The sequence below is a fragment of the Rahnella aquatilis CIP 78.65 = ATCC 33071 genome (assembly GCF_000241955.1).
Classification (GTDB): Bacteria; Pseudomonadota; Gammaproteobacteria; order Enterobacterales; family Enterobacteriaceae; genus Rahnella; species Rahnella aquatilis.
The window spans coordinates 2133333-2147664 of the sequence record NC_016818.1; the positions used below are offsets into that span (position 1 = coordinate 2133333).

Here is a 14332-nt window from a genome sequence, read left to right on the forward strand (position 1 = left end):
GCTTAAAATGTGTTTGGCCTAATCTGACAATTCTGCCAAGCAAAAACAGGCTTTATGAGCCACTATTAGAATAAGAAATTCTGGGGGACCCTGATGGACAAGCCACTTACAAGCAAGCATATTCTCATCGTTGAAGACGAAGCCGTTTTCCGATCCATACTTGCCGGCTATGTGAGTTCCCTGGGTGCGACATTTACTGAAGCCGAAAATGGCCTTGAGGCTTTGTCTCTGGTTGAAGATTACCCGCCTGACCTGATCCTCTGTGATTTAGCCATGCCTGAGATGGGTGGGATGGAATTTGTTGAAAACTTGCGATTACAGGGGAATAAAATCCCTGTTCTGGTGATTTCCGCCACTGATAAAATGACCGACGTTGCGTCAATGCTGCGTCTTGGCGTGGAAGATGTTCTCCTCAAACCGATCACTGATCTCAACCGGTTACGCGAGGCGCTGCTTTCTTCTTTATACCCAAAGCTTTTTTCATCACAGGCGATGGAGGAAAGTTCGCTGGTTCAGGACTGGGAAGCGCTGTGCCGTAATCCTAATGAAGCACAGCGTTTGTTGCAGGAATTACAGCCACCGGTTCAGCAGAGGCTGGCGCATTGTCGCATTAACTACCGGCAACTGACGTCAGCGGAAAGTCCGGGGCTGGTGCTGGATATCGCTGCGCTTTCCTCCAAAGATCTCGGTTTTTATTGTCTGGATGTCACCCGGGCCAACGAAAATGGCGTACTGGCTGCGCTATTGCTGCGGGCTATTTTTAACAGCTTATTACGTGAGCATTTAAGTAATCAGCATCAGCGGTTGCCGCAAATGTCGACACTGCTTAAACAAGTCAATCATTTATTCAAGCAGGCAAATCTTGACGGACAATTCCCTTTGCTGTTGGGTTATTATCATGCCGAGTATAAGAATCTCATTCTGGTTTCTGCGGGATTACATGCCAATGTGAATACCGGAACCAATATGATCCAGCTTAGCAATGGTGTGCCGCTCGGCACCACCGGCGCAACTTACTCCAATCAAATCAGTCAGAAATGTGATGCCTGGCAATGTCAGGTCTGGGGTTCGGGTGGACGTCTGAGATTAATGCTGTCTGTTGATTGAGCAAATTTATTACTATTGATAATAATTTATTAATAATCCTGAGCATTTTTTCTGCACGATTTTTTGTCTTCATACTTTATTTCAATCTTCTAAGACGTATCTCAATGCAAAATATGCCTTTGCAGGCGCACTTGCGGCTGAAACTGGTATAATCCGTTCCGGTAAATTTGGCTGTCTATTTTACATTGTTTAAAATAACAAATAGGAATTCGCTGATGAAAGTAACAGTTTTTGGTATCGGTTACGTCGGACTTGTTCAGGCGGCGGTTCTTGCTGAAGTTGGGCATGAAGTTTTGTGTATCGATGTAGATGCAAAGAAAGTAGAAAACCTGAAAAACGGGCTGATCCCAATTTTTGAGCCGGGCCTGACGCCTCTGGTTCAGAGCAACTATGAAGCAGGGCGCTTGCTGTTCAGCACCAATGCGGCTGAAGGTGTAGCGCATGCAACGGTACAATTCATCGCGGTGGGTACTCCTCCGGATGAAGATGGTTCCGCTGATTTGAAATATGTGACTGCCGTTGCCCGTACGATCGCTGAGCACATGACCGGGCCGAAAGTGGTCATTGATAAATCTACCGTTCCGGTCGGCACGGCGGACAAAGTCCGTGCCGTGATGACAGAGAAACTCAAAGAACGCGGTGTGGATATCAGCTTCGATGTCGTATCAAACCCTGAATTCCTCAAAGAAGGTGCGGCAGTCGCGGACTGTATGCGACCTGAACGTATCGTCATCGGTACTGACAATCCGGACGCCATCGATCCGATCCGTGAACTTTACGAACCTTTCAATCGTAATCACGATCGTATGATCCTGATGGATATCCGCAGTGCCGAGCTGACCAAATATGCCGCCAACTGTATGCTGGCGACCAAAATCAGTTTCATGAATGAAATGTCTAATCTGGCAGAAATGCTGGGTGCGGATATCGAAAAAGTCCGTCAGGGCATCGGTTCTGATTCACGTATTGGTTACCACTTTATCTACCCGGGCTGCGGCTACGGCGGTTCCTGTTTCCCTAAAGACGTCCAGGCGCTAATCCGCACTGCTGAGCACATTGGCTATCAGCCGAAATTGTTGCAGGCCGTGGAACAGGTCAATTACCAGCAAAAATATAAGTTGCCTGCTTTCATTCAGCGTCATTTCGGCGATAACCTGGAAGGGAAGACCTTTGCACTGTGGGGACTGTCATTCAAGCCAAATACCGATGACATGCGTGAAGCTTCGAGTCGCGTATTAATGGAACAACTTTGGGCTGCGGGTGCGAAAATCAAAGCTTATGATCCGGAAGCCATGAATGAAACGCAGCGCATCTACGGTCACCGTGATGATCTGGAGTTGATGGGAACCAAAGAATCAGCACTACATAATGCTGATGCGTTGATTATTTGTACGGAATGGCAGAATTTCCGTGCGCCGGATTTTGATGTGATCAAAAAAGCATTAAAAGAGCCGGTGATCTTTGATGGTCGTAATTTATTCGATCCTGAACGTTTGGAGAAACGCGGATTTACTTACTACGGCATAGGCCGTGGCGCATCAATCAATCCGGTTCTGTAAGGAGTTTTCATGAAATATCTGGTCACTGGCGCAGCGGGCTTTATTGGCTTCTATGTGTCACAACGTTTGTTGGCTGCAGGTCATTGCGTTATCGGCATCGATAATCTGAATGACTACTACGACGTCAATCTGAAACTTGCCCGCCTTGCTCAACTGGAAAATAAAGACGGCTTTGAATTTATTAAGCTGGATTTAGCTGATCGTGAGGGCATGTCCGCATTGTTTGCGGAACAACGGTTTGAACGCGTTATCCATTTAGCCGCGCAGGCCGGTGTCCGATATTCAATCGAAAATCCCCTGGCTTATGCTGATTCCAACCTCATAGGATTTGTTAACATTCTGGAAGGTTGTCGTCATAATAAAGTCGGGCATTTGCTTTATGCTTCCTCCAGTTCAGTTTATGGTCTGAACAAAAAACAGCCTTTTTCAACGGATGATTCTGTCGATCATCCTGTTTCGCTGTATGCTGCAACGAAAAAGGCCAATGAATTAATGGCTCATACCTACTCACATCTTTATAAAATTCCTACCACCGGATTACGTTTCTTTACCGTATATGGTCCGTGGGGACGCCCGGACATGGCATTGTTTAAGTTCACCAAAGCAATACTGGCCGGGCAGAACATAGATGTTTATAACCATGGTGAAATGCGTCGTGATTTTACTTATATCGACGATATCACCGAAGCCATTGTTCGTTTACAAGACGTGATACCACACGCGGATCCGGACTGGACTGTAGAAAACGGCTCTCCTGCCAGCAGTTCTGCACCTTATTGCGTTTATAATATTGGCAACAGCAATCCGGTGAAGCTGATGACATATATAAGTGCGCTGGAAAAGGCGTTAGGAAGGGTTGCGGGAAAAAATATGCTGCCAATGCAGCCGGGCGATGTACACGAGACCAGCGCCGATACATTACCGCTGCAGAAAGCTATTGGCTTCAAACCTGAGACGCCTGTGGAACAGGGTGTCCTGCGCTTTGTGGACTGGTATCGCGACTTTTATCAGGTCTGATGTGGTATTGTGCTGCTAAAGGCTGCTCAGGCGGCCTTTTTTATGGAATCAGTTAAATCTTATGGATATTTATACAACAGGCTGTGCCGGTTTTGTATTAACCGTATGACTGTTACCCCCTAATAAAAACAAAAAGCCCATCAGAGTGATGGGCTTTTTAGCATTAACAGTTACGTTAATTGATGCAATTACAGCAGGAAATCGTCCAGTGATTTACCTTGCTCTTCGATTGCTTTCTTGATTACAGCTGGAGTACGACCCTGGCCAGTCCAGGTTTTGTTTTCGCCGTTCTCATCAACGTATTTGTATTTAGCCGGACGTGCTGCACGTTTTGCTTTACCGGTCGCTTTAGTCGCAGCCATCGTTTGCAGCAATTCGTTAGGATCAATACCGTCAGCAATCAGCATTTCGCGGTATTGTTGCAGTTTACGGGTGCGCTCTTCAATCTCAGCAGCTGCCTGAGAATCTTCTTCGCGACGCTCGTTCACAACAACTTCTAATTTTTCCAGCATCTCTTCCAGAGTTTCCAGAGTGCATTCTCTTGCTTGCGCACGCAGAGTACGGATGTTGTTCAGAATCTTTAATGCTTCGCTCATTATACTAGTCTCGAATTATATTGGTGGGGGGCGTTTGGCTAATAATAGAATGCTCTTCTGTATTCTGCAATAGCGAATTTGTTTGCTTGACCTTAATTTACGCATTTAAAGCAAATAATGTTTATCCACTGAGAAATATAGCCAGGCCGCTTAGCGGTATTTATCTGGGGGTGATAACCCTAATTTCAATACTCTGTTGAGGATGGTTGATGCTTTGTGTAAGTAGTTTTTTAAGCCAGCGATTGTTCACAAAATTAAAGGATCTGTGAAGTCAAGTAATGTAAGGATATGGAAAAAGAGAGGGTATGAAGCACAAACTCAGGAAAATGATTGTTTGCGGGTAGCATTTCAATTGCCTTTTTTAATGTATAGACAAACTCTTGCTCTACGCAGCAGAGATATAAACTGCGCTTTCATTGCGGGTATTCTTGCCTTGTTAGCAGGGAATAATTATCTCATGCCGTTATAATTTTTCATTGTAAGTTTCTGTGATTTTTACCGGGATTGAATGTCTCGCCGTGCCAGATATCAGCGCTACTGCGCTGTTGTTATGGTCTGGCAGGCATGTGATACAATACATGCCGAAAATTTATGCCATCCATTACATTATGGGGTTACTCCTTTATGGCTCAGCTTTATTTCTATTACTCGGCGATGAATGCCGGTAAGTCTACCTCGTTGCTGCAATCTTCATATAATTATCAAGAACGTGGTATGCGTACACTGGTGTTAACGGCAGAACTCGACAACCGATATGGCTTGGGTAAAGTCAGCTCGCGAATCGGCTTGTCGTCGCCCGCAGAGCTTTACAACAGAGAGACAGAACTCTTTAATCTGGTGGCTCAGGAGAACCGCAAACAGCGTTTGAGCTGCGTTCTGATTGATGAGTGCCAGTTTCTCACTAAAGCTCAGGTAACGCAGCTGACGGACGTTGTGGACGATCTGGATGTGCCTGTACTTTGTTACGGTCTGAGAACGGATTTTCGCGGAGAACTTTTCGAAGGCAGTGAATATTTACTGGCGTGGGCGGATAAACTGGTTGAGCTTAAAACCATCTGCCATTGTGGCCGCAAGGCCAACCGCAACCTGAGACTGGATGAGAACGGTAACGCCTTACATGATGGCGCCCAGGTGGTTATTGGCGGTGATGAAAGTTATGTTTCGGTCTGCCGTAAGCATTACAAAGAAGCGATGGCTGCGTTTGATGTCAGGGACGAAAGTAAGCCTAAGCTTCTCTGAGTCCTGGGCGTTGACTAAGGCCTGCGAGTGATTGTTGAACGATAAATCGCAAATTCGGACTATAAAAAAACCCGCCTTTCAGCGGGTTTTTTACTATCAGCATCTCAGCAAGTTATTTTTTGCTGGTTTTCTTTTCAGCTTTTAGCGCTGGAGCAGCAACTTCTTCTGCTACGTCTTCACTGAATTCACGGCCGTAGTAAGTATCCATCAGAATCTGTTTCAGTTCGGCGATCAGCGGGTAACGCGGGTTAGCACCGGTACACTGGTCATCAAACGCATCTTCAGACAGTTTGTCTACTTTAGCCAGGAAGTCAGCTTCCTGAACGCCTGCTTCACGGATAGAGGTTGGGATACCCAGCTCTGCTTTGATTTCATCCAACCAGGTCAGCAGTTTCTGAATTTTCTGTGCAGTACGGTCACCAGGAGCACCCAGACCTAAATGGTCGGCAATTTCTGCGTAACGACGACGCGCTTGCGGGCGGTCATACTGACTGAAAGCCGTCTGTTTAGTTGGGTTATCGTTGGCGTTATAACGGATAACGTTTGAAATCAGCATGGCGTTAGCCAGACCGTGTGGAATGTGGAACTCTGAACCCAATTTATGAGCCATTGAGTGACAAACCCCAAGGAAGGCGTTAGCAAACGCAATGCCCGCGATAGTCGCCGCATTGTGAACGCGTTCACGGGCAACCGGGTTTTTAGCGCCATCTTTGTAGCTGGCTGGCAGGTTTTCTTTCAGCAGTTTCAATGCCTGCAGAGCCTGACCATCGGAATATTCGTTCGCCAGTACAGAAACGTAAGCTTCCAGTGCGTGAGTGACGGCATCCAGACCACCGAAGGCACACAGTGATTTCGGCATGTTCATGACGAGATTGGCATCAACGATAGCCATGTCAGGTGTCAGAGCATAGTCAGCCAGTGGGTATTTCTGACCAGTCGCATCGTCAGTAACAACCGCGAATGGTGTTACTTCTGAACCGGTACCGGAGGTAGTGGTGACGGCGATCATTTTCGCTTTCACACCCATTTTCGGGAATTTGTAGATACGTTTACGGATATCCATAAAACGCAGCGCCAAATCTTCGAACTGAGTATCCGGGTGTTCATACAGAACCCACATGATTTTCGCAGCATCCATCGGTGAACCACCACCCAGCGCGATGATAACGTCTGGTTTGAAGGAGTTCATCTGCTCAGCACCTTTACGAACAATGCTCAGTGTTGGATCAGCTTCAACTTCGAAGAACACTTCAGTTTCAATACCATGACCTTTCAGCACGCTGGTGATCTGGTCGGCATAGCCGTTATTGAACAGGTAGCGGTCAGTGACGATGAAGGCGCGTTTTGCTCCATCGGTCGCCACTTCTTCCAGTGCGATTGGCAGTGAGCCACGACGGAAGTAGATAGATTTCGGAAGTTTATGCCACAACATGTTTTCTGCTCGCTTCGCTACAGTCTTCTTGTTGATCAAGTGTTTAGGACCGACGTTTTCAGAGATGGAGTTACCACCCCATGAACCGCAACCCAGCGTCAGAGACGGAGCAAGCTTGAAGTTGTAGAGGTCACCGATACCGCCCTGTGAAGCCGGGGTGTTAATCAGAATACGGGCGGTTTTCATTTTGTTGCCAAAATAATTCACACGTTCTGGTTGGTTGTCCTGGTCTGTATAGAGGCAAGAGGTATGGCCGATACCACCCATTTCTACCAGTTTCTCTGCTTTAGCGACGGCGTCTTCGAAATTCTTAGCGCGGTACATAGCGAGGGTAGGGGACAGTTTTTCATGTGCAAATGGTTCTGATTCATCAACAACGCTGACTTCACCGATGAGCACTTTAGTATTTGCTGGCACTTTGATGCCGGCCATTTCAGCAATTTTCACTGCTGGCTGACCTACGATAGCGGCGTTGAGGCCACCATTTTTCAGAATGATATCTGAAACGGCTTTCAGTTCTTTACCCTGCAGCATGTAGCCGCCGTGAGAAGCGAAACGTTCACGCACTGCGTTATAGGCTGAATCAACCACGATAATGGACTGTTCAGAAGCACAGATGACACCGTTATCGAAGGTTTTAGACATCAGAACGGAAGCCACAACACGTTTGATATCTGCAGTTTCATCGACTACAACTGGAGTATTACCGGCACCTACACCAATGGCGGGTTTACCGGAGCTATAAGCTGCTTTAACCATGCCAGGACCACCTGTTGCCAGAATCAGGTTCAGATCCGGGTGGTGCATCAGTTGGTTGGAAAGCTCTACGCTGGGTTCATCAATCCAGCCAATGATATCTTTTGGCGCGCCGGCAGCGATAGCCGCTTGCAGAACGATATCCGCAGCCTTGTTCGTTGCATTCTTGGCACGTGGATGTGGAGAGAAGATAATACCGTTACGTGTTTTCAGGCTGATAAGCGCCTTGAAAATCGCAGTAGAAGTTGGGTTGGTAGTCGGAACGATACCGCAAATCAGACCAATCGGCTCAGCGATGGTGATGGTACCGAAAGTGTCATCCTGACCCAGGATGCCACAGGTTTTTTCATCTTTGTAAGCGTTGTAAATGTATTCAGAAGCGAAGTGGTTTTTGATCACTTTGTCTTCAACAATACCCATTCCGGATTCTTCAACAGCCAGTTTTGCCAGCAGAATTCGAGAATCGGCAGCAGCCAGAGCGGCGGCAGCGAAAATCTTATCTACCTGCTCTTGACTGAAGTTGGCATATTCGCGCTGTGCCTTCTTGACTCGAGCAACGAGTGCGTTTAGTTCAGCGACATTTGTTACAGCCATAATGCTCTCCTGATAAAGTTAAACTCTTTTAGTAAATAATCCGCCAAAGACTAGTATAGACCTGCTGTCAGTCACCGTGAGAAACTAATTAAATCTAATATTCTCAATGTGTTGTCTTTGTCTCTTTATTTGCTCAAAGAGCTTTCAGTTGTGAAGCACCGGATAAAGCAGATAACGTTTAATGCACCTTCATCACCGGACGTTTTATCTTGCCAGTAACGCTGAGTGACTATGCACAAAGATTACCTATTTGTAGGCAGTGTTCATTTGATCTGGATCACTAAATACTGATGCTGACACCTTTCAGCAACTTGATCTTGAGAATGATTATCAAAGTTGACCCTGCATAATACAGTTTTGTATGTAAAGTTATCAATAAAAAAACTGTTTTTTAACAAAAGTCGTATTCACTACTTTTATTTAGAAATCTGGTGATAAAAACTATGAAACGGCGTGGCGCCTTTACGGGGATTCCAGTACATTAGCGCCCATCAAAACCTTCATCTGCTGGCATAATTGTGCGGAGTTCTGCGTGGGCCAATCTTTATTAGATTTTTCAGGGTATATCAAATTTTTCGTCGGGCTGTTTGCGCTGGTCAACCCTGTGGGGATCTTACCGGTTTTCATCAGTATGACCAGCTATCAGGCGGCAGCGGGACGTAATAAAACCAATATGACGGCGAACCTGTCGGTTGCCATTATATTGTCGACCGCACTTTTTCTGGGTGATGCTATCTTACATCTGTTTGGTATCTCGATTGATTCATTCCGAATTGCGGGTGGGATCCTGGTGGTCACCATTGCAATGTCGATGATCAGCGGGAAACTGGGTGAAGATAAACAGAACAAGCAGGAAAAATCAGAAACAGCGATACGTGAAAATGTGGGTGTGGTTCCGCTTGCGCTCCCCCTGATGGCCGGGCCGGGTGCAATCAGTTCGACTATTGTATGGAGTTCACGTTATCACAGCTGGCCGAATCTGCTGGGGCTGACGCTTGCTATCATCTTCTTTGCATTTTGTTGCTGGTTACTGTTCAGAGCGGCACCTTTGCTGGTGCGCTTACTGGGGCAAACCGGGATTAACGTGATTACCCGTATCATGGGGCTTTTACTGATGTCTCTGGGTATCGAATTTATTGTGACAGGCATTAAAGCTATTTTCCCCGGCCTGCTTTAATCTTTTAGTCACCGAATTATCACGGAAACACTGATGAGTTTTCGTGATAATTATTACCTATCCTTATAATGCAATGCATTAATATAGTGCAGCTAATGACTTAATTAAGAGCGTTTGCACTCAAATGTGGCGTAAAGCCTCGTCTCATACTTCTTTTTAATCCAAGTCTCCATTTCTTCTAATAAACTTAGCGAATTTTTAGCTAAATACACATCTTTACTGCCCGTTTTGACGCTAATTTACCCACATCATTCTGTAAGGCTTGTGCATGCTGTATCGAGATGTTATTAGTGTTAACACCGCAGTTAACAGGTGTTTATCCTTGAAAACATCTTAATGTTAACGGATTGTGTCAGGTGAGTTCTTAAGCAGCAGGTAGCGTAAATTTCGCGACGAAAATTATCGTAATTGGCTGAAAAATAAAACGTTAATCAGCGCCCCGAAGCGCATCCTTGCGGAAGGCTCATCGAGCTTGTAACGAGTAAAAGAGAATTGCGTAACAAATTTGCAAAATTTATTGGCGCCTGTATCAGGCTTCTGATAATTTTCAAATCGCCTTCAAAAATGGAATTTTGTTAAGCGGAATGCTTTGAGTGAGAACGAATCTTGCTAGAGACAGAAAGGTTCAAGCCATTTTATTTGTTTTTGGAGAGTGTCGTGCCGCAATGCGTACCACAAAATTATCCTCAGTTGCTTTCTGCGAAAAGAAAGCCGGGCATGCGGCTGGCGAGATCACACTGTCTTTTGTTGAGTCTGCCGGTTCAGCAAAACAAACCTTCAGATCTTCTTCTTATAAACTGAATTAATTCTGGCGCTTAACTGCGAAGGACTTTCTATCGCCGTCCGTAAGGCGAATAAGAAAATAATATTGTTAAGGTTAGGAATAACAGTATGTGATTGTCTGGTGTGACGCAAAACCTTGTTTTGTTGTGCACGGGGTCAATCAAATGGGGTGGGATCATCCTTAAGGATCCCGGAAACCGTACGGCGAACCATAGCCTGGCGTTTCCAAAGTTATCGGGTAACACATGCAGTAATAGGGGACAGCCATCTGCGGGTGGTAACTACATGGGGGCCTTTCTTGAGCAATTCGTTCCTGCTTTTGAAACCCATTGACCCAGCAAGGGTTTATCTTGCACCCGGGCGTGCAAGTTCATAATAAAAACTGGAGTTGAATAAAAATGACCAACATCACAAAAAAAAATCTGCTCGCTGCCTGCATTCTGGCCGCAGTAGGATCTGTTTCAATCAATAATGCATTCGCAGCCACCGTGCCAGCAGGCGTGACTCTGGCCGCCAAACAAGAGCTGGTGCGTAACAACGGTTCTGAAGTTCAGTCCCTCGACCCGCATAAAGTCGAAGGTGTGCCGGAATCAAACGTTATCCGTGATTTGCTGGAAGGCCTGGTGAACACTGACAGCAAAAATGGCAGTGTTATTCCTGGCGTCGCTACCAGCTGGGAAAACAAAGATTTTAAAGTCTGGACCTTCCACCTGCGTCCGGAAGCTAAATGGTCTAACGGTGACCCTGTAACGGCCGAAGATTTCGTCTACAGCTGGCAACGTCTGGCAGATCCGAAAACCGCATCTCCTTACGAAAGCTACCTGCAATACGGTCATATCGAAAACATTGATGACATCATCAGCGGTAAGAAAAGCCCTGATACTTTGGGTGTGAAAGCGCTTGACGACCATACCCTGCAAGTCACGCTGACCGAGCCTGTTCCGTATTTCGTTAAAATGCTGTCTCACACCGCGATGAAGCCGGTGAACAAAAAAACAGTTGAGAAATTTGGCGACAAATGGACTCAGCCTGAAAACTACGTGAGCAACGGCGCATATACCCTGAAAACCTGGACCGTTAACGAACGTATTGTTCTGGAACGCAGCCCGACTTATTGGGATAACGCGAAAACTGTTATTAATCAGGTCACTTACCTGCCAATCTCTTCTGAAGTGACTGACGTTAACCGTTACCGTAGCGGCGAAATCGACATGACTTATAACAACATGCCGATCGAACTGTTCCAGAAACTGAAAAAAGAAATCCCTGCCGAAGTCCACGTTGACCCGTATCTGTGTACTTATTACTACGAAATCAACAACCAGAAAGCCCCATTCACGGATTCACGCGTTCGTGAAGCGCTGAAACTGGGTCTTGATCGCGACATCATCGTGAACAAAGTGAAAGCGCAGGGCGACCTGCCAGCTTATGGCTATACACCTCCTTACACTGACGGTGCAAAACTGACAGCGCCAGCCTGGTTCAAAGAGACTCAGGCACAGCGTAATGAGCAGGCTAAAAAACTGCTGGCTGAAGCGGGTTATACCCCTGCTAAGCCGCTGACGTTCGAGCTGTTGTACAACACCTCTGATTTGCACAAAAAACTGGCTATCGCCGCTGCCGCTATCTGGAAGAAAAACCTGGGTGTTGACGTGAAACTCGTTAACCAGGAATGGAAAACCTTCCTGGACAGCCGTCATCAGGGCAATTTCGATATCGCGCGTGCAGGCTGGTGCTCCGATTACAACGAACCTTCTTCCTTCCTGAATACCATGCTGTCTGACAGCAGCAACAACACGGCTCACTATAAGAGCCCGGCGTTTGATAAAGACATCGCGGACACGCTGACCGCGAAAACTGACGAAGAACGTGCAGCGCTGTATCAGAAAGCTGAAACCCAGCTGGATAAAGATTCTGCGATTGTCCCTGTTTATTACTATGTGAACGCGCGTCTGGTGAAACCATACGTTGGTGGTTACACCGGTAAGGATCCACAGGACAACGTCTACGTTAAAGACTTATACATCATCAAACACTAATTAATCAGTGTCAGAGCAAGGCATCCCCGAGCTGCCTTGCTCCTTCTTTATTGATGAAGGTAATGTTTTAGTGCCGGTTTTCGGTGCTTAAGCAAAGAGCCACCACGGCGGCCATCACCCGATAGCCGTCGTGACCAAGCCAAAACTATCAAGCTGTAGTGACAGGCTTAGAAACAGGTACGGGCAATGTTAAAGTTTATTTTACGCCGCTGTCTGGAAGCGATTCCGACGCTATTCATTCTGATCACCATTTCGTTTTTTATGATGCGTCTTGCACCTGGCAGCCCTTTTACGGGTGAGCGTAATCTTCCGCCAGAAGTGATGGCGAACATTGAGGCGAAATATCACCTCAATGACCCGATGTATAAGCAATATTTCCATTATTTAGAACAGCTGGCGAAAGGCGATTTTGGCCCGTCGTTCAAATATAAGGATTACACCGTTAATGATCTGGTTGCGGCCTCTTTCCCGGTTTCAGCGAAACTCGGTCTGGCGGCATTTATCATGGCGATTGTGTTTGGGGTGAGCGCAGGCGTTATTGCGGCACTGAACCAGAACACAAAATGGGATTACACGGTGATGGGTGTTGCGATGACCGGGGTAGTCATACCCAGTTTCGTGGTTGCGCCGTTACTGGTGCTGATATTTGCCATCACGCTTAAATGGTTGCCTGGCGGCGGCTGGAATGGCGGGGGGGCTAAATATATGATCCTGCCGATGGTGGCATTGTCACTGGCTTATATTGCCAGTATTGCGCGTATCACCCGCGGTTCAATGATCGAAATTCTGCATTCCAACTTCATCCGCACAGCACGTGCTAAAGGGTTACCGCTGCGTCGTATCATTTTGCGTCACGCGCTGAAACCCGCACTGCTGCCGGTATTGTCATACATGGGACCGGCCTTCGTTGGGATCATCACCGGTTCGATGGTCATCGAGAGCATTTTCGGATTGCCGGGCATTGGCCAGCTGTTTGTTAACGGTGCATTAAACCGTGACTACTCACTGGTACTGAGCCTGACCATTTTAGTGGGCGCATTGACCATTCTGTTCAATGCGATCGTCGACGTGCTTTATGCCGTCATCGACCCGAAAATCCGTTATTAATGCCGGAGTACGTCAATGATGTTAAGTAAGAAAAATAGCGACGTCGTGGAAAACTTCAGCGAAAAACTTGAAGTTGAAGGCCGCAGCCTGTGGCAGGATGCACGACGCCGTTTTATGCACAACCGTGCGGCGGTCACCAGCCTGGTCGTGCTGGCATTTATCGCCTTATTTGTGGCGTTTGCACCGATGTTATCCCAGTTTTCCTATGATGATACTGACTGGAATATGATGTCGGCCGCCCCTGACTTTGCTTCTCACCATTATTTCGGGACTGACTCTTCAGGTCGTGATTTACTGGTACGTGTAGCGATCGGCGGACGTATTTCCCTGATGGTCGGTGTAGCCGCAGCGTTAGTGGCCGTCATCCTTGGGACGCTTTACGGATCGTTGTCCGGCTATCTGGGCGGTAAAATTGACTCCGCAATGATGCGCCTGCTGGAAATTCTCAACTCCTTCCCGTTCATGTTCTTCGTGATCCTGCTGGTGACCTTCTTTGGACAAAACATCCTGCTGATATTCGTAGCGATCGGGATGGTTTCCTGGCTGGACATGGCGCGTATCGTGCGCGGACAGACTCTCAGCCTCAAGCGTAAAGAATTCATCGAAGCGGCGCTGGTCAGCGGTGTGAGCACGCGAAATATCGTGTTGCGCCACATTGTGCCTAACGTGCTGGGTGTCGTGGTGGTGTATGCCTCACTGCTGGTGCCAAGTATGATCCTGTTTGAATCCTTCCTGAGCTTCTTAGGATTAGGGACACAGGAGCCACTGAGCAGTTGGGGCGCGTTATTAAGCGATGGTGCCAACTCGATGGAAGTTTCACCTTGGTTACTGCTGTTCCCGGCAGGCTTCCTGGTTGTAACTCTGTTTTGTTTCAATTTTATCGGCGATGGCCTGCGTGATGCCCTCGACCCGAAAGATCGTTAAGG

Annotated in this window: 11 protein-coding genes; 9 read left to right on the plus strand and 2 right to left on the minus strand. The window is 47.0% G+C overall.

The features are described from left to right. Positions 1-93: 93 nt before the first annotated feature. The 3 genes from rssB to RAHAQ2_RS09805 all read left to right on the plus strand — a co-directional run bounded on the left by rssB (position 94) and on the right by RAHAQ2_RS09805 (position 3683). Positions 94-1107 carry a two-component system response regulator RssB gene (gene rssB, locus RAHAQ2_RS09795; RefSeq protein ID WP_015697073.1) on the plus strand — a complete coding sequence of 338 codons (1014 nt, stop codon included), beginning with the start codon at positions 94-96 and terminating at the stop codon, positions 1105-1107. Positions 1108-1322: 215 nt separating this feature from the next. Then, complete coding sequence (locus tag RAHAQ2_RS09800) at positions 1323-2666, plus strand: UDP-glucose dehydrogenase family protein (RefSeq protein ID WP_015697074.1); 1344 nt, start codon at positions 1323-1325, stop codon at positions 2664-2666. Between the two features lie 9 nt (positions 2667-2675). Next, complete coding sequence (locus tag RAHAQ2_RS09805) at positions 2676-3683, plus strand: NAD-dependent epimerase (RefSeq protein WP_015697075.1); 1008 nt, start codon at positions 2676-2678, stop codon at positions 3681-3683. A 188-nt stretch (positions 3684-3871) separates the two neighbouring features. On the opposite strand, the gene hns is transcribed toward RAHAQ2_RS09805, so the two are convergent. Further along, positions 3872-4279: a histone-like nucleoid-structuring protein H-NS gene (hns, locus tag RAHAQ2_RS09810; RefSeq protein WP_013575950.1), complete on the minus strand. Its 408-nt coding sequence runs from the start codon at positions 4277-4279 to the stop codon at positions 3872-3874. A gap of 624 nt (positions 4280-4903) precedes the next feature. Here hns and RAHAQ2_RS09815 point away from each other — a divergent pair. Further along, positions 4904-5518 (plus strand): thymidine kinase, encoded by a 615-nt coding sequence (locus RAHAQ2_RS09815; RefSeq protein WP_015697076.1) that lies wholly within the window; start codon positions 4904-4906, stop codon positions 5516-5518. A gap of 112 nt (positions 5519-5630) precedes the next feature. On the opposite strand, the gene adhE is transcribed toward RAHAQ2_RS09815, so the two are convergent. Next, a complete protein-coding gene (gene adhE / locus RAHAQ2_RS09820) occupies positions 5631-8300 on the minus strand; it encodes a bifunctional acetaldehyde-CoA/alcohol dehydrogenase (protein ID WP_015697077.1) in 2670 nt (889 codons plus the stop codon). Positions 8301-8832: 532 nt separating this feature from the next. On the opposite strand from adhE, the gene RAHAQ2_RS09825 reads away from it, so the two are divergent. The 5 genes from RAHAQ2_RS09825 to oppC all read left to right on the plus strand — a co-directional run bounded on the left by RAHAQ2_RS09825 (position 8833) and on the right by oppC (position 14330). Next, entirely contained in the window at positions 8833-9477 is a 645-nt protein-coding gene (locus RAHAQ2_RS09825) for a YchE family NAAT transporter (protein WP_015697078.1), read from the plus strand. 593 nt (positions 9478-10070) lie between these two features. Continuing rightward, positions 10071-10283 (plus strand): hypothetical protein, encoded by a 213-nt coding sequence (locus RAHAQ2_RS25520; protein ID WP_148267124.1) that lies wholly within the window; start codon positions 10071-10073, stop codon positions 10281-10283. A gap of 375 nt (positions 10284-10658) precedes the next feature. Continuing rightward, the gene (gene oppA, locus RAHAQ2_RS09830; protein WP_015697080.1) at positions 10659-12299 is read left to right on the plus strand and encodes an oligopeptide ABC transporter substrate-binding protein OppA; all 1641 of its coding nucleotides are present in this window, start codon (positions 10659-10661) and stop codon (positions 12297-12299) included. A gap of 186 nt (positions 12300-12485) precedes the next feature. Beyond that, the gene (gene oppB, locus RAHAQ2_RS09835; RefSeq protein ID WP_013575945.1) at positions 12486-13406 is read left to right on the plus strand and encodes an oligopeptide ABC transporter permease OppB; all 921 of its coding nucleotides are present in this window, start codon (positions 12486-12488) and stop codon (positions 13404-13406) included. Positions 13407-13421: 15 nt separating this feature from the next. After that, the gene (gene oppC / locus RAHAQ2_RS09840; RefSeq protein ID WP_015697081.1) at positions 13422-14330 is read left to right on the plus strand and encodes an oligopeptide ABC transporter permease OppC; all 909 of its coding nucleotides are present in this window, start codon (positions 13422-13424) and stop codon (positions 14328-14330) included. The last annotated feature ends 2 nt before the right edge of the window (positions 14331-14332 follow it).